General features: G+C 32.9%; 16 protein-coding genes. 6 read left to right on the forward strand and 10 right to left on the reverse strand.

Annotated features, from left to right (window positions below; all coding sequences use genetic code 11):
* Together ABWO08_RS00090 and ABWO08_RS00095 are read right to left on the reverse strand one after the other, a co-directional pair.
* Window positions 1-1,677, reverse strand: coding sequence for a DUF6029 family protein (locus tag ABWO08_RS00090; protein WP_353082765.1), 1,677 nt, complete (start codon window positions 1,675-1,677; stop codon window positions 1-3).
* A 3-nt stretch (window positions 1,678-1,680) separates the two neighbouring features.
* Window positions 1,681-2,157, reverse strand: coding sequence for a TlpA family protein disulfide reductase (locus ABWO08_RS00095; RefSeq protein WP_353082767.1), 477 nt, complete (start codon window positions 2,155-2,157; stop codon window positions 1,681-1,683).
* A 98-nt stretch (window positions 2,158-2,255) separates the two neighbouring features.
* On the opposite strand from ABWO08_RS00095, the gene ABWO08_RS00100 reads away from it, so the two are divergent.
* The 3 genes from ABWO08_RS00100 to ABWO08_RS00110 are packed head-to-tail and all read left to right on the forward strand — an operon-like array spanning window position 2,256 to window position 4,339.
* Complete coding sequence (locus ABWO08_RS00100; RefSeq protein ID WP_353082769.1) at window positions 2,256-3,083, forward strand: Omp28-related outer membrane protein; 828 nt, start codon at window positions 2,256-2,258, stop codon at window positions 3,081-3,083.
* A gap of 56 nt (window positions 3,084-3,139) precedes the next feature.
* On the forward strand, window positions 3,140-3,592 hold the full coding sequence (locus ABWO08_RS00105) for a 6-pyruvoyl trahydropterin synthase family protein (protein WP_353082771.1): 453 nt from the start codon (window positions 3,140-3,142) through the stop codon (window positions 3,590-3,592).
* A complete protein-coding gene (locus tag ABWO08_RS00110) occupies window positions 3,593-4,339 on the forward strand; it encodes a UDP-2,3-diacylglucosamine diphosphatase (protein WP_353082773.1) in 747 nt (248 codons plus the stop codon). It begins immediately after the preceding gene.
* Between the two features lie 69 nt (window positions 4,340-4,408).
* Here ABWO08_RS00110 and tsf read toward each other — a convergent pair whose 3' ends face one another.
* The 4 genes from tsf to rplM all read right to left on the reverse strand — a co-directional run bounded on the left by tsf (window position 4,409) and on the right by rplM (window position 7,211).
* Window positions 4,409-5,233, reverse strand: a complete 825-nt coding sequence (gene tsf, locus ABWO08_RS00115) for a translation elongation factor Ts (RefSeq protein ID WP_353082775.1) — start codon at window positions 5,231-5,233, stop codon at window positions 4,409-4,411.
* Between the two features lie 105 nt (window positions 5,234-5,338).
* Window positions 5,339-6,196, reverse strand: coding sequence for a 30S ribosomal protein S2 (gene rpsB, locus ABWO08_RS00120; protein WP_353082777.1), 858 nt, complete (start codon window positions 6,194-6,196; stop codon window positions 5,339-5,341).
* A 173-nt stretch (window positions 6,197-6,369) separates the two neighbouring features.
* On the reverse strand, window positions 6,370-6,756 hold the full coding sequence (gene rpsI, locus ABWO08_RS00125) for a 30S ribosomal protein S9 (RefSeq protein WP_353082779.1): 387 nt from the start codon (window positions 6,754-6,756) through the stop codon (window positions 6,370-6,372).
* Window positions 6,756-7,211 (reverse strand): 50S ribosomal protein L13, encoded by a 456-nt coding sequence (gene rplM / locus ABWO08_RS00130; RefSeq protein WP_353082781.1) that lies wholly within the window; start codon window positions 7,209-7,211, stop codon window positions 6,756-6,758. Before rplM ends, rpsI begins: the two co-directional genes overlap by 1 nt.
* Before the next feature lie 241 nt (window positions 7,212-7,452).
* Here rplM and ABWO08_RS00135 point away from each other — a divergent pair, with 241 nt between their 5' ends.
* The gene (locus tag ABWO08_RS00135; protein ID WP_353082783.1) at window positions 7,453-8,475 is read left to right on the forward strand and encodes a LacI family DNA-binding transcriptional regulator; all 1,023 of its coding nucleotides are present in this window, start codon (window positions 7,453-7,455) and stop codon (window positions 8,473-8,475) included.
* On the opposite strand, the gene ABWO08_RS00140 is transcribed toward ABWO08_RS00135, so the two are convergent.
* Window positions 8,462-9,199 carry a nicotinamide mononucleotide transporter family protein gene (locus ABWO08_RS00140; RefSeq protein WP_353082785.1) on the reverse strand — a complete coding sequence of 246 codons (738 nt, stop codon included), beginning with the start codon at window positions 9,197-9,199 and terminating at the stop codon, window positions 8,462-8,464. The genes ABWO08_RS00135 and ABWO08_RS00140 overlap by 14 nt on opposite strands.
* A gap of 45 nt (window positions 9,200-9,244) precedes the next feature.
* Window positions 9,245-12,103, reverse strand: a complete 2,859-nt coding sequence (polA, locus tag ABWO08_RS00145) for a DNA polymerase I (RefSeq protein ID WP_353082787.1) — start codon at window positions 12,101-12,103, stop codon at window positions 9,245-9,247.
* A 167-nt stretch (window positions 12,104-12,270) separates the two neighbouring features.
* Between polA and ABWO08_RS00150 the strand changes: the two genes are divergently transcribed.
* Window positions 12,271-13,494 (forward strand): metallophosphoesterase, encoded by a 1,224-nt coding sequence (locus tag ABWO08_RS00150; protein ID WP_353082789.1) that lies wholly within the window; start codon window positions 12,271-12,273, stop codon window positions 13,492-13,494.
* Between the two features lie 84 nt (window positions 13,495-13,578).
* Window positions 13,579-13,875, forward strand: a complete 297-nt coding sequence (locus tag ABWO08_RS00155; protein ID WP_353082791.1) for a thioredoxin family protein — start codon at window positions 13,579-13,581, stop codon at window positions 13,873-13,875.
* On the opposite strand, the gene ABWO08_RS00160 is transcribed toward ABWO08_RS00155, so the two are convergent.
* Both ABWO08_RS00160 and ABWO08_RS00165 read right to left on the reverse strand, forming a co-directional pair.
* Window positions 13,872-14,510: a polysaccharide deacetylase family protein gene (locus ABWO08_RS00160; protein WP_353082793.1), complete on the reverse strand. Its 639-nt coding sequence runs from the start codon at window positions 14,508-14,510 to the stop codon at window positions 13,872-13,874. The two genes, ABWO08_RS00155 and ABWO08_RS00160, sit on opposite strands and share 4 nt — an antisense overlap.
* A 67-nt stretch (window positions 14,511-14,577) precedes the next feature.
* Window positions 14,578-17,778 (reverse strand): glycosyltransferase family 117 protein, encoded by a 3,201-nt coding sequence (locus tag ABWO08_RS00165; protein WP_353082795.1) that lies wholly within the window; start codon window positions 17,776-17,778, stop codon window positions 14,578-14,580.
* Window positions 17,779-17,960: the final 182 nt, after the last annotated feature.

Here is a 17,960-nt window from a genome sequence, read left to right on the forward strand (position 1 = left end):
TTAAAACGAAGTGTTAAGAGACAAAGCTAAACCAGAACTTTCAGGTACAAATCTACACACACCACCTACACAAACTAATCCACCTCTTTGACGACCATAGTTTAAAGCAATACGAGTTGCTTTTTTTCTAAAAGCACCACCAATGTTATAATAATGATTACGTAAATAATCGGTATCGTTTCCATAATTATATAAATCGGATAAGAAAAAAGAGAGTTTAGAATTCAAGTTCATTTCTACAGTTCCGCCTGCCCAATTTTTCTTATCGTGATCTGCCCATAAATGTTCTCCAACCACTCGTATCGATTTTGTAGCGTTAAATTTATAGGTTGCTTCCGCAGCAACAATGTTTGCAGTTACTTCACCAGAGGTTTCTTGGATCATCTTCTTGTTATAGTATTGGTTGCTATAGCTTAAAATAGTTTGCCATTTGGAATTCCATTTTTTGGTTATTTCCAAATTATAGTCGGTGAAATATCTTTTTCCAAAGCCTAAAAAGTCCGTTTTATAATCTTGTGGGTTGTAAATGTAAAAGGTGCCACTTAGTGCATTCCAATTTGAAAAATTAAAGGCCAATTTCATTCCGTTTTTTCCACCTAATGCAGTTCCTTTTTTAAAGTCATAAAACAAATCAATTTGACCACCAATTTCTCCAGCTTTTACCAAGTCTTTATCTGCAAGAATTACATTAGGTTGCGCTTGATAAACATAAATATTGGCTAAATTGTAATGATTTTGTTTGGTTAAACTCGGAATAAAATTCATTATTCGGTCGTTAAATGAATTTCCTTTTGCACCTCTTTCCGAAAAGAACCCCATGTTTTCAAGTCTTCTAAAGGTTCCGTCAATACCAAATCCTTTTTTAGAATAACCTAAATTAAGTAATAAGGCGCTTCCTGGTTTAATTAAATTATTATCAATTTGTTCTGTAACTTGAACAACCGCATCCTCTGATTTGTAATCAAACTCAGTTGAAAGGTAAAAAGAATTATGTGCTACACTTAATCTTCCAGCATATGCGTTTGTTAAACTATTGAATTTAGGATTTTGGATATCGGTTTTTTCATCTCTGCCTACATAAGTCAAACCCATACTTAGGGTGGTAGTATCAAATTTAAATAAATCCGAAAGTGTAATTTCAGTATCTAAACCATAAATATTACTATTTGCCACATCAAAACCAGTTCTTTGCTGACCGTAAATGGATTTAAAAGCCAAGAATTTTGTTGGTTTATAAATAAATCTACCACCTCTCAAGGCGTTATTTATCCCTAATGCTCGGTCTTCCCAGCTTCGAAAAAGTAATCCACTACCAAATTGCTCATAGAAATACCCTGCGGTAATATCTATTTTTTCATTTTTATATTGAATAAAATAAGTCGCAACATCAGTACCAATAAATTTTGGATTTAGGTTAAGTAAAGCATTTTTTTCATAGGCTTCCCCTTGAATTCCTGCGGTCCAATTCTTGTATTTGAAGTTTACAAATAAATAACTATTGGTTCGTAACGGATTTTCTGGCTGGGTTGTTGGCAGATTAAATTCATCCTTTAAACCAGTATCATTAAGATACCATTGCGAGTTGGATTCAAATCCTCCAAAGACATTTATTTTTTCTTTTTCTTGAGATAATACAGTAAACGGAACTAATAATAAAAGTAGTTTATATAATTTCATATTTTATAAAGTCTTCAATTTTTCAAATAAATCTACTTCGTTTCCTGGAACATATCCATTTTGAATATGAACAATTTTGTTGTTTTTAACCACAATGGTGTAAGGAATATTTACTATTGAAAGTGCTCTTTTAAAATCTTGATTGGTATCCAACAAAATGGTGTATTCCCATTCTTTTCCGCTTACTAATGGTTTAACTCTTTTTTGAGTTCTAGTATCATCTGTTGCTACAGCAATTACCTCAAAGTTGATTGTTTTTTTCCATTCTGCTTGAATTTCGTTCATTTCATCTAGTTCATTTATACAAGGGGCGCACCAACTAGCCCAAAATGAAAATATATATAATTTGTCTTTTTCGGCAAAATCATTTTTTAAGGATATATTTTTTCCGTCAAGGGCAGAAAGATTTAAATCAGGCAAGTTCTTTTGAGAGTAGGATTGCAATCCAACAAAAAGAAATAATAGAAGGAATTTTTTCATAATTACAATTTAACATACAAATTAATGAATAAAATGTATAGGATTAAAATTTATTTTGCTTAATTTGTATCTGGTTAAATGCAATATTTATTAAAGTTATGAAAAAAGTATATCTACTTAGTTTATTAATTTGCTCTTTTTTGTTTTTATCTTGTTCTGACACAAATGTTGTTGAAAACAAGCCTGATCAAAGTTCGGCTGCGCCTCCAATTTCTGGTAATTTTAAAAAACGAGTATTAATTGAAGATTACACCGGAACTTGGTGCGGCAACTGTACACGAGTTTCCCATGCTATTGAAGAAGTTAAACTTCAAACTGATAAAGCGGTAACAGTAGCTATTCATAACGGTAATGACCCTTATCATTTTGATGGAATAGCGCCATTAAAAAATCTAATTTTGCCTAATTCTCCATTGGCTTTGCCTGTTTCTAGATTAAATAGAATGACGGTTTGGACATTTCCAGAAGTAACAAATGTTCAACAAGCGATAGATTTAACTGGAAATAATACCACTTTAGGATTAGCATTAAATTCAACAGTGTCCATCGGAACAATCAATTTGGATGTAAACATGAAGTTTATTCAAAATTACACCGATTTGAAGTTGGTGGTTTATTTATTGGAAGATAAACTAATATACAACCAACGCAATTACACTAATTACTATAATGGAGTAAATCCAATTGTAAACTATGAACACAATCATGTTTTGCGTAGCTCTTTGACAAATATTTTAGGTGATGAAGTTACAGGAACCAATTATGGAAGTACAGTAACAAAAAGTTTTTCACTACCAATTCCTGCAAATATTGCCAATTCAGCTAATATTAGTTTTGCTGCATTTTTAGTAGGCAGCGATAATAAAGTGCTTAATGCTAGAGCATCTTTGGCAAATGAAAATCAATCGTTTGAAGTGAATCCATAATTAATAAGGCCTATTGGCCTTATTTTTTTACTAAATTTGCAGTCAAATAATTCCTTATGAGTAAAATTAGAATTACCAAACAATTTTCTTTTGAAACGGGCCATGCACTTTATGGTTACGATGGAAAATGTAAAAATGTGCACGGACACAGTTATAAACTATCGGTTACCGTTATTGGAACTCCTATTAAAGATACAACCAATGTAAAATATGGAATGGTAATTGACTTTTCGGATTTAAAAAAAATTGTAAGAGAAGAAATTGTTGACTTGTTTGATCACGCAACCGTTTTCAATAAAAATACCCCTCATGTGGATTTGGCCGAAGAGTTAAAAAACCGAGGGCATCATGTAATTTTAGTAAACTACCAGCCTACAAGTGAAAATATGGTGATTGATTTTGCAAAGAAAATTTCTGATCGCCTTCCTAACTCCATTCATTTACATTCATTAAAATTGCAAGAAACCGAAAGCTCATTTGCCGAATGGTTTGCTTCTGATAATAATTAAATGGCGTCAAAAAAAATATATTTTGCATCCGACCAGCATTTTGGAGCTCCAACTCCAGAGGCTAGTTTCCCTCGTGAACAAAAGTTTGTCGCTTGGCTTGATGAAGTGAAACAAGATGCAGAAGCTATTTTTTTATTGGGTGATTTATTTGATTTTTGGTTTGAATATAAAACCGTCGTTCCAAAGGGATTTGTTAGAATCTTAGGAAAATTAGCTGAAATTAGAGACAGCGGAATCCCAATTTATTTCTTTGTGGGCAACCACGATTTATGGATGGATGATTATTTTCAAAAAGAGTTGAATATTCCCGTTTATCACGATAATAAAGAATTTACTTTCAATAATAAAACCTTCTTGATTGGCCACGGCGACGGAAAAGGACCGGGCGATAAAGGTTACAAACGAATGAAGAAAGTTTTTGTTCATCCGTTTTCAAAATGGTTGTACCGATGGTTGCATCCGGATATTGGAGTGCGATTGGCGCAATATCTTTCAGTTAAAAATAAACTGATTTCTGGAGCAGAAGATGTGGTTTATCTTGGAGAAGATAAAGAATGGTTGATACAATATGCTAAGCGAAAATTAGAAACAAAACACTACAACTATTTTGTTTTTGGACACCGTCATTTACCAATGAAAATTTCGGTAGGAGAAAACTCAGAATATGTTAATCTAGGCGATTGGATTGGATATTTTAGTTATGGTGTTTTTGACGGAGATACATTTGAATTAAAGACCTTTGCTTAAATCAAAAGGTTATAAAACAAAAAACCTCGTTTCAATTGAAACGAGGTTTTTTTATTTGATTAGAAAAAATTATCCTAAAGCAACTCTACTAAATCCAGTAACAGTTAAAGCACTGTCAACCGATTTAACATAAGCAGAAACGCTCATAGAACCATCTTTAATATAATCTTGGTTTACTAAAGTATTGTCTTTGTAAAAACGTTGAATTTTACCTTTAGCGATATTGTCTAACATAGCTTCTGGTTTTCCTTCTTGACGTAATTGATCTTTAGCAATTTCAATTTCTTTTTCAATAATAGATGCATCAACACCAGCTTCGTTTAAAGCAATTGGGTTCATTGCAGCAGCTTGCATTGCAACGTTTCTTGCAGCTTCTTCACCACCAGCAACGCTAGCAGAAAGAGCAACTAAAGTAGCAATTTTGTTTCCTGCGTGAATGTAAGATCCAACAAAAGCACCGCTCAATCTTTCGAAAGAAGCTACTTCAATTTTTTCTCCAATAACTCCAGTTTGCTCGATTAATTTTTCAGCAACAGTAATTCCGTGGAAATCTGAAGCTAAAAATTCTTCTTTTGTAGCATAGTTTAATGCTTGGTTAGCTAATTCAGTAGCTAATTTTACGAAACCTTCATTTTTTCCAACGAAGTCCGTTTCGCAATTTAATGTGATTACTACACCAGTAGTTTTGTCTGCACTTACAACTGCAATTGCAGCTCCTTCAGTAGATTCTCTGTCAGATCTGTTAGCAGCAACTTTTTGACCTTTTTTTCTAAGGTTTTCAATTGCTAAATCAAAATCTCCATCAGCTTCTACTAAAGCTTTTTTGCAGTCCATCATACCTGCACCGGTGATTGTTCTTAATTTATTTACGTCTGCAGCAGTAATTGTTGCCATAATATTTTAAAATTAAAAGTTTTTAAAAAGTAAATTACGAATTACGAATTAGAAATTACGCTAAAACAACGTAATTCGAAATCCATAATTCGTAATTATTTTGTTTTATTCTTCAGATTTTGTTTCTTCAGTAGCTTCAGTAGCTTCATCTGCAACTGGTGCCTCAACAACAGCAACTTCTTCAGCAGCAACAGCTTCTTCTACAATAGCTGCAACTTCTTCAGCAGCTTCAGCAACTTCAGCTTCTGGAGCATCTTCTCCGTCTTTTTCAGAAGTTCTGTTAGCTAATCCGTCTTTTACAGCGTCTGTAACTAAAGTTAAAATCTTATCAATTGATTTAGAAGCATCATCATTTGCAGGGATAACATAATCTACCTCACGAGGATCAGAGTTAGTATCAACCATTGCGAAAACTGGAATGTTTAATTTTTGTGCTTCTTTTATTGCGATGTGTTCTGCTTTGATATCTACTACAAATAATGCAGCAGGTAATCTAGACATATCAGAAATAGATCCTAAGTTTTTTTCTAACTTAGAGCGTAAACGATCTACTTGAAGTCTTTCTTTTTTAGAAAGCGTCATGAAAGTACCGTCTTTTTTCATTCTATCAATAGTAGCCATTTTTTTAACAGCTTTACGGATAGTAACGAAGTTTGTTAACATACCACCTGGCCATCTTTCAGTGATGTATGGCATGTTGCAAGCTAAAGCTTTTTCTGAAACGATATCTTTTGCTTGTTTTTTGGTAGCTACGAAAAGTATTTTTCTACCAGATGCTGCAATTTTTTTCATAGCTTCTCCAGCTTCTTCAATTTTTGCAGCAGTTTTATATAGATTAATGATGTGAATACCATTACGTTCCATATAAATGTAAGGAGCCATGTTTGGGTCCCATTTACGAGTCATGTGTCCAAAGTGAACACCTGCTTCTAATAATTCTTTAACGTCAATTTTTTTTGCCATTGTGTAATAGTTTACGTTCCGTGATTAGCAATGTTCCTTTCGCTTTTGGCTTTTAGGCTTCATTTAGATGCTAAACTAATTCCCTTTTAATAAGGAATATCGACAACTTTGTTTTTAATTCAATTTTAATTGTAAAAATAGATTTGAAAAAATATTCTGATAAATATCGAATATTAACGTTTCGAGAATTGGAATCTCTTACGCGCTTTTTTCTGACCGAATTTTTTACGTTCTACCATTCTTGGATCTCTTGTTAGTAATCCTTCTGGTTTTAAGATAGCTCTGTTTCCTTCGCCAACTTCACACATTACTCTTGCTAAAGCCATTCTCACAGCTTCTGCTTGTCCTGTTGAACCACCTCCGTATACATTTACTTTTACGTCAAAGTTATTTACATTTTCTGTCATAGACATTGGTTGTAATACTTTGTACTGTAAAGTAGCTGTTGGAAAGTAAGTTGCAAACTCTCTTTTGTTTACGGTAATTTTACCTGTTCCTTCAGTAACATACACACGTGCAACAGCACATTTTCTTCTACCGATTTTGTGAATAACTCCCATTACTTTAAGTCGTTAAGGTTAACGGTTTTTGGTTTTTGAGCAGCATGTTTGTGCTCTGTACCAACATTTACATCTAAATTACGGAAAAGTTGCGCTCCTAATTTGTTTTTAGGCAACATTCCTTTTACAGCTTTTTCCACTAATAATGCAGGATTTTTTTGTTGCATTACTTTAGCAGTCAAGCTTCTTTGTCCTCCTGGATAACCTGTATGACGAATATACGTTTTATCGTCAAGTTTGTTTCCAGTTAGGTTGATTTTGTCTGCGTTGATAACAATTACGTTATCTCCACAATCAACGTGCGGCGAATAACTTGGTTTGTATTTACCTCTTAATAGCATAGCTACTTTTGAAGCAAAACGACCTAAGTTATGACCTTCAGCATCTACAACAATCCACTGCTTATCTGCTGTGGCTTTGTTCACTGAAACTGTCTTGTAGCTTAATGTGTTCACAATAATTTTTTTTAATTAAACATTCCATTCCCAATTACGGGAGTGCAAAAGTACAATTATTTATTATATATGCAAACAGGTTTTCGTTTTTCTTTTAGGTTGAATTATAGATATATACAAAAATGCACCATTTTTCATTCCAGCTGCAATAAAATGGGTCGTTTTACAATCCACTGCAGACTAAGTTTTAATTGATTTGTATAATTAATTTTTGTAGTTTTACATCTAATTTATTTGTAAGATGAAATCAAAAGCTACCTTAAAACAAATTGCCAAAGAATTAGGCGTTTCAGTATCTACCGTATCAAAGGCTTTGAACGATAGTCCAGAAATTAGTGAGCCTACAAAAATAAGAGTTAAAGAGTATGCCAAACTTAAAAAATACAAACCAAATAGTATTGGATTAAACCTTAAAAATCGATCTACTAAAACTATCGGGGTTATTATTCCAAATATCTTGAACTCGTTTTTTGCTAAAGTCTTTAAAGGAATTGAAAAAGTAGCCGATGAAAAAGGATATAAAGTAATTACTTGTATTAGTAATGAGTCTTTAGAAAAAGAAATTGGTGTTATGGAAATGCTTAGCAACGGAACAATAGATGGATTCATTTTATCTATTTCTCAAGAAGCACAAAAACTTCAGCAATTTGATCATTTCAAATCAATTATAAGTGAAGGCACTCCAATTGTCTTTTTTGATAGAATTACCGATGAGGTTAATTGTGATAAAGTGGTTGTAGATGATGTTGATTCTGCAATTAACGCAACGCAACACTTAGTTAAAACAGGATGTAAAAAAATTGCCTTATTTTCTGCAATCAATAATTTGAGTGTTGGCAAACTTCGTGTAGAAGGATACAAAAAAGCACTTGAAGGTGCTGGAATTAAAATTGATGAAAAAATCATAATCTTGTCGGAGACAGAAGAAGATTTTGATATTAAAACCAATGACTTTTTAGACAAAAATAAAGTAGATGCTATTTTTGCTGTGGATGAACATGCTTCAGTTATGGCTATGAAAATGGCCGTAAAAAAAGGATTAAAAATTCCAGAGGAAATTTCTATAATTGGTTTTGCCGATGGAGTTTGGTCTCGACGAATGACCCCAAGTTTGTCCACTGTGAGTCAGCATGGACCAGAAATTGGAGCAGAAGCGACTAAATTACTAATTGAAAGATTGGAAAATAAAGAAGAAAACTACGGTTATAAAACTTCAGTAATTAAAACGGAGTTACGTCAAAGAGATTCTACTAAGAAATTATAATATTTCTCTTTTTATCATCATTCCAAGTGATGTATCCAATAATGGCATTAAAGAAGTAAAATATATACTTAATGGTATTAGCAATATTTAAAATGAGTACGCTTTGTACAATTTTAGATAAGTTATATAATTGCCACATAAACCAGTTATCTGGATACATTCGGCTATTATTAAAAGTTCCACCAAAACTAATTCCTGCCGGAATTGCAATGGCAAAAAACAATTGCCAATCAATTGGTTTGTCACTAAAATTTATAAATCCAATATAATTTAATACAAGTGACAATACCATTCCAAAGAATAGATTTCGATAAAAAATAGCATCTATGCTATTCAGAATTTTGTTCTTTTTCCAAAATCGATAAGCAATATAATTTCCAACAAACGAAATAGGATAGGTAAGAATTGCGGCAGCATTTCCTAAAAGAAAATCAATAGTTCCGCTTAATGCTGTATTTATTGTTCCAATTAAATTTCCAAAATTATTTTTCTTGGTTACCAATCGAGTGGACATCATTGAAAAACCAACATTTAATATAGAAAAAATTCCTAATGGAAAATTATAGGTGCTATTGTTAAAATGAATTGGGATTTCGGTTTTATGATATCCCAAAACAATTGATCCAATTAATACAATTACTAATCCAACAACATCAAGATATTGGCTATTAGTAATAGCTTTAATCGTTTGTGTTGATTTTTTGGAAAATGTAATTAAAGCCATTTAAAAATATTTCGGCAAATATAGAAATTTTATTATAGGATGATTCTAATGTGCTTCCAACCAGTTTTTACCCACTCCAATCTCCACTTCTAAAGGTACATCTAGTTTAAATGCATTTTCCATTTCGTGTTTAATCATCTGTTGGATTTTCTCCAATTCGCTTTGGTGTACATCAAAAACTAGCTCATCATGAACTTGTAATAACATTTTAGATTTCCAGTTTTCAGAAGTTAATCTATTGTAAATATTGATCATGGCAATCTTAATAATATCAGCAGCCGATCCTTGAATAGGAGCGTTTACAGCATTTCTTTCAGCGCCACTGCGCACCATTTGATTGGCCGAATTGATGTCTTTTAAGTAGCGTCTTCTTCCTAAAACCGTTTGAACATAACCATTTTCTCTAGCAAAATCAACTTGGTTTTGCATGTAAGATTTCAATTTTGGATAGGTTGCATAATAGGCATCTATCAATTCGGCACTTTCTTTTCGAGATAAATTGGTTTGATTGCTTAATCCAAATGCAGAAACCCCGTAAATGATTCCGAAGTTAACCGTTTTGGCATTGCTTCGTTGTTCTTTGGTAACCTCTTCCAAAGGCACATTAAACACTTTGGCAGCGGTGCTTCGGTGAATGTCTTCGTTGTTTTGGAACGCCTTAATCATGTTTTCTTCACCCGATAATGCAGCAATAATGCGCAATTCAATTTGAGAATAATCGGCAGAAACCAAAGAATAGTTTTCATCTCTTGCAATAAAAGCCTTACGAATTAAGCGTCCGCGTTCGGTTCGAATTGGAATATTTTGCAAGTTCGGATTGTTAGAACTCAATCTTCCTGTTGCGGCAACTGTTTGCATGTAATCGGTATGCACACGGCCGGTTTTGGTATCTACTTGATTTGGTAAAGCATCAATATAGGTGCTTTGTAATTTTACCATTTGACGCCATTCCAATATGTCTTTTACAATTGGATTGTCATTTGCTAAATAAGATAATATTTCTTCTCCGGTAGCATATTGCCCCGTTTTGGTTTTCTTTTGTTTGGTTCCGCCAATTTTTAACTTGTCAAATAAGATGTCTCCCAATTGCTTAGGAGAAGCCAAGTTGAATTTTTCTCCAGCGGTTTCATAGATTTTTTGTTCTAAAGCATTGCTTTCTGCGGCCATCTCAACCGACATTGATTTTAAGAACGGAACATCCAAGTTGATTCCTTCCAATTCCATAGCGGCAAGTACAGGTATTAGCGGAATCTCAATTTCATCAAATAATTTTTTTGTTTCTGCCTTGTCTAAAATCGGACTGAAGTTTTGTTTCAGCTGCAAAGTAATATCAGCATCCTCGGCAGCATATTCCTTTATTTCTTCCAAAGAAACATCGCGCATAGATTTTTGATTTTTACCCTTTTTGCCAATTAAATCTTCAATAGATTTAGGGGAATATTTCAAATAGGTTTCCGATAACACATCCATATTATGACGCATGTCGGGATTAATTAAATAATGCGCAATCATGGTGTCAAATAATTTTCCTTTGATTTGGACTCCATAATTTGACAATATTTTCAAATCATATTTTATGTTCTGACCTATTTTTTCAATGTTTTCATTTTCAAAAAATGGCTTGAATTTATCAACTAATTGCTGTGCTTCTGATCTGTTTTCTGGAAACGGAACATAAAAAGCTTTTCCTTTTTCATAAGAAAAAGACATTCCTACTAACTCTGCATTTAAGGAATCAATTCCGGTTGTTTCGGTGTCAAAACAAACAGACGTTTGCAACAGCAAATTTTGCAATAATAACTTTACCGGTAAGTCACCTTGCACTGTTTGATAGAAGTGTTCGGTAGTTTCTAATGTAGCATAATTCGAATGTGCAACCAATCCGCCATCGCCATCTTCATCAGAAAACCCAAATAAATCAAATTGATCTTCATGCGATCTTTTTACTGGCGCTTTTCTTGGGGCTGCTTCATTGGTTTGCGACGTCGTTTCATTGGTTTCAATTTCATCGTATTCTTTTCCAGTGCCAAAAAATTTATCAAACTGCGCTTTCATTTGACGGAACTCTAATTCTTGAAAAAGAGCATCTGTTTTTTCTACATCTGGTTTTGACAATTCATAGTCGGGCGCATTAAAAGTAACCGGACAATCCAATAAAATACGAGCAAGTTTTTTTGATAATATTCCAAGTTCTTTATTGTTTTCAATTTTGTCTTTAAGAGCCCCTTTTAGTTTATCTGTGTTTTCTAAAAGGTTTTCCATGGTGCCAAATTCCTTCAATAGTTTTTTGGCTGTTACTTCACCAACACCAGGAAACCCCGGAATATTATCGGCAGAATCACCCATCATTCCAAGAAAGTCAATTACTTGTTCGGGTCTTTCAATTTCAAATTTGGCTAAGACTTCAGGAATTCCCCATATTTCAATGTCGTTACCCATTCTTGCTGGTTTATACATAAAAATATTTTCGGAAACTAATTGCGCAAAATCTTTATCGGGTGTAACCATAAAGACTTTGAAATTTTCTTTTTCGGCTTGTTTCGCTATCGTTCCAATTAAGTCATCGGCTTCAAATCCTGGCTTTTCAATAATGGGAATGTGCATGGCACGAAGCAATTCTTGAATGTAGGGCACTGCAATTTTTATAGCTTCTGGTGTTTCGTCTCTGTGTGCTTTATATTCTTGATACATTTCAAAACGGTAATCGCTACCGCCTTTATCAAAAGCTACCGCTAAATGATCGGGTTTTTCTCGTTTTATAACATCCATTAAAGCATTCATAAATCCCATAATGGCAGAAGTGTCCATTCCTTTCGAATTGATTCTTGGGTTTTTTATAAAAGCAAAATAACCGCGAAAAATTAATGCGTAAGCATCAAGTAAATAAAGTCGTTTTTGAGACATTTTTTGTAATTAAAAAGTAAATGAAATTCCAATTTTGTTGGAATTGTAAATGAAATTTGTGCTTCGGTAACAAAAATAGTTTTTAATAAATAAATATAATAATAAAGATTAACTAAAATTTATGTTTTGTACGAATAATCATTTCTACTTTTGCTAAAATTTTTTTTATGATTTTTCGTTTGCTACTCTTTTTATCGATGGTTCTAATATTAGAACTTTATGTTTTTCAAGCTGTGAAAACATATACCAAAGTAAAATGGGTATTATGGAGTTATATAATTATATCTGTAGGAGCAATTTTATTTATTGGCTACCAGTTTTCTAAATTTGATCGTAGTGTTGGGCAAACCCAAATGTCTATGATTACATTAGGGCTATTGTTGCTAGTAGTATTGCCTAAAATTGTAATTACTTTGATATTGTTTACAGAAGATATTTACAGAGTTTTTTACGGATTAATAAATCGGTTTTCGAGTACTTCTAACACTACTGCTTTTTTACCCGATAGACGAAAATTTGTGAGTCAGGTTGCTCTAGGTATAGCTGCTATTCCGTTTACATCTTTAATTTACGGAATGACTTTTGGAAAATACAACTATAAGGTGATTACCCAACAAATATTTTTTCCAGATCTACCAGATGAATTTGACGGGTTTAAAATCACTCAAATTTCTGATGTACATAGCGGTAGTTTTGATAATCCCGAAAAAATCAATTATGCAATTGACTTAATAAATGAGCAAGCTTCCGATATGATTTTGTTTACAGGAGATATTGTGAATACACACGCTAAAGAAATGCTTCCATGGATAACTACTTTTAATAAAATTCGACCACATAAATATGGTAAATTTTCTGTTTTAGGAAATCATGATTATGGCGAATATGTAGATTGGAAATCGGAAAAAGACAAAGAAGCCAACTTTCATGCTATTAAAGAGCTTTATGGTAAAATTGGTTTTGATTTAATGCTAAATGAACACACTTTCATTACAAAAGGTAATAGTAAAATAGCTGTTGTTGGTGTTGAAAATTGGGGAAGACACTTCAAGAAAGCAGGTGATTTAAATAAAGCTTCGGAAGGATTATCAAAAGATGATTTTAAAATATTAATGAGTCACGACCCAAGCCATTGGGATGCAGAGGTGAATACTCATACAAAAGATTTTCATTTAACGCTTTCGGGCCATACGCACGGATTACAATTCGGAATTGAAATTCCGGGATTTTTAAAATGGAGTCCAGCACAATATGTTTACGAACAATGGGCTGGTTTGTATGAAAAATCTGGCAAATATATCTATGTAAATCGGGGATTTGGTTACCATGCTTACCCGGGTAGGGTAGGAATTATGCCAGAAATCACTGTAATTGAACTAAAAAAAGGTTAAAATTTAGTATAATTATTTAAAAATGCTACATTTGTACTATAATATTTCTTTTTTTAGCTAAAGAAAATAAAATATTTTGGTTTTATGTCAAAATTTGGAGAACTTATAAATGCTCAAGTTCCAGTGTTAATTGATTTTTACACCGAGTGGAATGAATCTTCTATTTCGATGCATCCTGTTATCAGAGATGTTGCGGCAGCCCTTGGAGATAAAGCAAAAGTAATTAAAATTGATGTGGATAAAAATCAAGAATTGGCCGAAGCACTTCGCATTAAAGGACTACCAACTTTAATGATTTATAAGTCAGGTCAAATGATTTGGCGTCAATCAGGCGAGTTAGATGCCAACACCATTATTGGTTTGGTGCAAGAACAAGTTTAGTTCAATACTTCGCAACTATATCCTCTATTCTTTATGAATTCTAGAGTTCTTGGTAATACAAATTCCAAGTTCTTAAATCCTTTTATACTGTCGTGAAAAACGATAATGCTTCCGCTACTTATATTTTTTAGCACATTTTCTAAACATTCTTGAGGAGAAATGGTTTGGTCATAATCGGCACTAAGTACATCCCACATAATTATTTTATAGCCATTCTTTCTTAAGAAATTAGCTTGTGAAGACTTTATTTTGCCGAACGGTGGCCGAAATAAGTTGCATTTTCTAGTATCAATTTTATTTAATTCGGTTTCAAATAATATTGCGTTTTCAATATAGGTTTGCGTATTGGTTTTCCAGCCGTTTAAATGATTAAAGGTGTGATTTCCTATGGCATGTCCCTTTTGAATAATCTCTTTATAAATTTCAGGATATTTTATCAAATTGTCACCTATGCAGAAGAAAGTTGCTTTGGCCTCGTACTTTTGCAATTCGGTAAGTGTCCAATTAGTAATTTCTGGAGTTGGCCCATCATCAAAAGTTAAGTAGACTTTGTTTTCGGCATTAGGGATAGCCCAAATGTAGTTTGAGAATATCTTTTTTATTAACCAATGGGTTTTGATCCAGCGTAACTTCATATTTCAAAAATAAATAAAAAAAATGCCAATAATAAAATTACTGGCATTTAATTAATTCTATGTTTATTTACTCGTTTTCTCTTTGAAATCTAGAAAAACGTCCATTACTGGCATTAAATTCGCCTTTGCTTTTATTGTAAAGTTCGATGTCTCCATGCTCTTTAATAACTTGTAATAAACTTCTATAACGCTCAATTGCTCTTACAATATCTTCGGCCATAAAGCTTTGATCAGCAAAAGTGAATGTGCTGTAATACAATAGTTCTTCTTTGTATTTATTCATCAATTTTCCAACTAATTCTCTTGCTTTTTCTTTTTGACCAATTTCATAATAACCAGATACAAATGGCTCTAAAGTAAGGTAATAACCATAATAATCAACAGGAGTTTTTGTAACTGCAAGGTCAATTATTTTTTTGGCTTTGGCCAATTTGCCTTCGGCAATTAATTGCTTTGTTAGTCGAGAAAGGTTAGTTCTGTAGGAAATAGCATTTCTTCTAGTTTCTGGGTCATGGTATATTTTAGTACTTTCACCGTTACCCCAAAACCAACGCATTGCCAATTGATACATTTTATCCGTGTCTAATCTTCCCATATCTGGATAATCGTCTTCGTTTACTGGAGTTTTTATTGGAACTAATTTATAAACCATTCCATCCATTTGAAGGTAATCCTTCATCCATAAATAGTCGTCATCACCAAAGCTTCCTGGACTAAAATATATTGGACGCTTCCATTTGTTGTTGTTTAATATATCCAACATGATCAATCGATTTTTGTATAAAGCGCCGCCTTTAATATCAATATCAATAAATGGAACAATAGAATCATTTAATGCCGGATTTACAATTTTATTTGCAATTACATTCTTTTTGTCAACTTGAAAACGCACCTTATTAGTAGGGAAGAAATGCAAACGGTGACCGCTTTCCATTTCTACTTGAGATAAAGTGTCTTCTCTTTTTCCAAATTCAATGAAATCTTTTAAATCCCATCTGCTATCTACTTTTTTATTGAAAATAATGACATCTCTATTATCTGCAACATATTGTTGGTGGTTAAATGAAATTGGCAACCCATCTGATTTGTATGTTTTCATTTTCATTTGATCGATATACCAATCGGTCATTAACAAACTAGTACATACAATTTTCACATCGGTTCTATAACCTTCAATTTCTTGCGCATACCAAAGCGGGAAGGTATCGTTATCTCCAATGGTAAATAGTATTCCGTTTTGATCACAAGAATCCAGATAATTTTTAGCCATAGCAATAGCAGTATATTTTCCTGAACGATCGTGGTCATCCCAGTTTTGAGTAGCCATTAATATTGGAGCAACTAGTAAAGTTGCAGCAATAACTACTGGCCCTACCAATTTAGAGGCAACTTTCTCTTTAATCATTTCGTAGATGGCATACACACCAAATCCTACCCACATAGCAAATACATAAAACGAACCTACTAAAGCATAATCTCTTTCACGTGGTTCAAACGGACGCTCGTTTAAGTATATTTTTAATGCCAATCCAGTAAATAAGAATAATACTAAAAGAACATAAAAGCTTTTTAGGTCTCTTTGTGCATGATACATTAAACCTAATAGACCTATGAAAAATGGAATAAAATAATAAAAGTTTCTTCCTTTATTATTTAATACATCTGGGCTAATGTGTTCTTGCGATCCTAAATGTACCTCGTCAATATATTTTATTCCACTCATCCAATTTCCGTCAAGATTGTCGTATCTTCCTTGGTTGTCATTTTGTCTTCCAACAAAATTCCAAAGTAAATAGCGACCATACATATAACCAAATTGGTATTCGATCATGAAACTTAAATTAGATAAAGCAGAAGGTTTTTCAACATCTAAATAATCACCATAAGCTTTTAAGAAAGAAACATACCCTTCGTTATCTATTTTGTGCGAAGCATAAGCTTGACGAAATTCGGCTACAATATCAATTAGTTCTTTTTCTTCTGAATAATCCTCTTTAATTGTAAATTTTGGAACTCCAGTAAAGTTGATGTACCCTTGAATATTTTCGGTACTCCATAACCTTGGTAATAAAGCTTTATGCGCATCATCGGTATTTTGTTCGGCATTTTTGTAATTGTTTACAATTTCATATTTACCTGATTCATAATTTCTTTCATAGTTAGGCGCTTTATCTATATAAGGATTGTTTGGATCTAACCCTGCAAATGCATCAGTATATTGTGGGCCATAAAACAATGGATTCACACCATATTGCTCTCTATTGTAATACGCTAAAACCTCAGCAGCATCGGATGGCTTGTTTTCATTAATAGGGGTGTTGGCATTGGCGCGAACAGGCAACATGATCCAAGTTGAGAATCCTATTAATACAAATAAGATACATAATAAAATCGTATTGGAAGTTGGATGAATGTTAGCGCGCGTGTATTTTAATCCGAAATAGAAAAAAGCAACAATTAGTAGTATTGCGCTAATGGTCCCCGAGTTAAAAGGCAAGCCCATATTGTTTACCATAAATATTTCGATTTTTCCGAAGAAAGCCAAAGAATAAGGTAATAAGAGTTTGAATATAAAAAGTAAAACCGCAACTATAATCACATTTGCCAAAATGAAATTGGTAATTGTAATTTTCTTGTAGTTCTTAAAGAAATATAAAAATCCAATAGAAGGAATAGTTAAAAGTGCCATAAAGTGGACTCCAAATGATAATCCGACAACTAAGCTAATTAACAGCAGCCATTTGTTTCCTTTTGGCTCGTGCATTTCTTGTTCCCAACGCAATCCCAACCATAATAGCAATGCAATTAACAACATGGCCATGGCATATACTTCGGCCTCTACGGCATTAAACCAAAAGCTATCCGAAAAGGTAAAGGTTAACGCTCCAACAAAAGAACTTCCTAAAATAGCGATGCTATTGTCTTTATTTATTTCAGTGTAGGAAGAAACTATTTTCTTTAATAAAATAGTAGAAGACCAAAAAAGAAACAAAATGGTGAATGCACTCGAAATAACCGACATCATATTAACCATTAATGCTACAGATTCTTTGCTCATTGCAAACATAGCAAAAAAGGCACCAAGCATTTGAAACAAAGGCGCTCCAGGAGGGTGTCCTACTTCAAGTTTGGCAGCGGTTGCAATATATTCTCCACAATCCCAAAAACTCATGGTAGGTTCTACCGTTAAGGAATAGGTGATTAATGCAATAGCAAAAGCAGCCCAACCGGTAATGTTATTCCACTTTTTAAAGTTAAATGTTGTCATATAATAGGTCTTCTAAATTTACCTGCAAAGAAACTATTTTTTTATGTAAACTAGCATGGGTTAACATAATTTTCTAATTTATTCTTACTTATAAATTTGATTATTACCTACATAAAGAAAGTAATGAAATAAATGTCCTTTTTTTCAATAATATTTAAGTAAATATTTGCTTTAAATGAAAT

Origin of the sequence: Flavobacterium sp. (assembly GCF_040383245.1) — a bacterium.
GTDB lineage: Bacteria > Bacteroidota > Bacteroidia > Flavobacteriales > Flavobacteriaceae > Flavobacterium.

What these genes read in the sequence shown, in the direction of transcription:
- ABWO08_RS00090 (WP_353082765.1), bottom strand. Translation starts at nt 1,677, where the DNA reads ATGAAATTATATAAACTACTTTTATTATTAGTTCCGTTTACTGTATTA.
- ABWO08_RS00095 (WP_353082767.1), bottom strand. Translation starts at nt 2,157, where the DNA reads ATGAAAAAATTCCTTCTATTATTTCTTTTTGTTGGATTGCAATCCTAC.
- ABWO08_RS00100 (WP_353082769.1), top strand. Translation starts at nt 2,256, where the DNA reads ATGAAAAAAGTATATCTACTTAGTTTATTAATTTGCTCTTTTTTGTTT.
- ABWO08_RS00105 (WP_353082771.1), top strand. Translation starts at nt 3,140, where the DNA reads ATGAGTAAAATTAGAATTACCAAACAATTTTCTTTTGAAACGGGCCAT.
- ABWO08_RS00110 (WP_353082773.1), top strand. Translation starts at nt 3,593, where the DNA reads ATGGCGTCAAAAAAAATATATTTTGCATCCGACCAGCATTTTGGAGCT.
- tsf (WP_353082775.1), bottom strand. Translation starts at nt 5,233, where the DNA reads ATGGCAACAATTACTGCTGCAGACGTAAATAAATTAAGAACAATCACC.
- rpsB (WP_353082777.1), bottom strand. Translation starts at nt 6,196, where the DNA reads ATGGCAAAAAAAATTGACGTTAAAGAATTATTAGAAGCAGGTGTTCAC.
- rpsI (WP_353082779.1), bottom strand. Translation starts at nt 6,756, where the DNA reads ATGGGAGTTATTCACAAAATCGGTAGAAGAAAATGTGCTGTTGCACGT.
- ABWO08_RS00135 (WP_353082783.1), top strand. Translation starts at nt 7,453, where the DNA reads ATGAAATCAAAAGCTACCTTAAAACAAATTGCCAAAGAATTAGGCGTT.
- ABWO08_RS00140 (WP_353082785.1), bottom strand. Translation starts at nt 9,199, where the DNA reads ATGGCTTTAATTACATTTTCCAAAAAATCAACACAAACGATTAAAGCT.
- polA (WP_353082787.1), bottom strand. Translation starts at nt 12,103, where the DNA reads ATGTCTCAAAAACGACTTTATTTACTTGATGCTTACGCATTAATTTTT.
- ABWO08_RS00150 (WP_353082789.1), top strand. Translation starts at nt 12,271, where the DNA reads ATGATTTTTCGTTTGCTACTCTTTTTATCGATGGTTCTAATATTAGAA.
- ABWO08_RS00155 (WP_353082791.1), top strand. Translation starts at nt 13,579, where the DNA reads ATGTCAAAATTTGGAGAACTTATAAATGCTCAAGTTCCAGTGTTAATT.
- ABWO08_RS00160 (WP_353082793.1), bottom strand. Translation starts at nt 14,510, where the DNA reads ATGAAGTTACGCTGGATCAAAACCCATTGGTTAATAAAAAAGATATTC.
- ABWO08_RS00165 (WP_353082795.1), bottom strand. Translation starts at nt 17,778, where the DNA reads ATGACAACATTTAACTTTAAAAAGTGGAATAACATTACCGGTTGGGCT.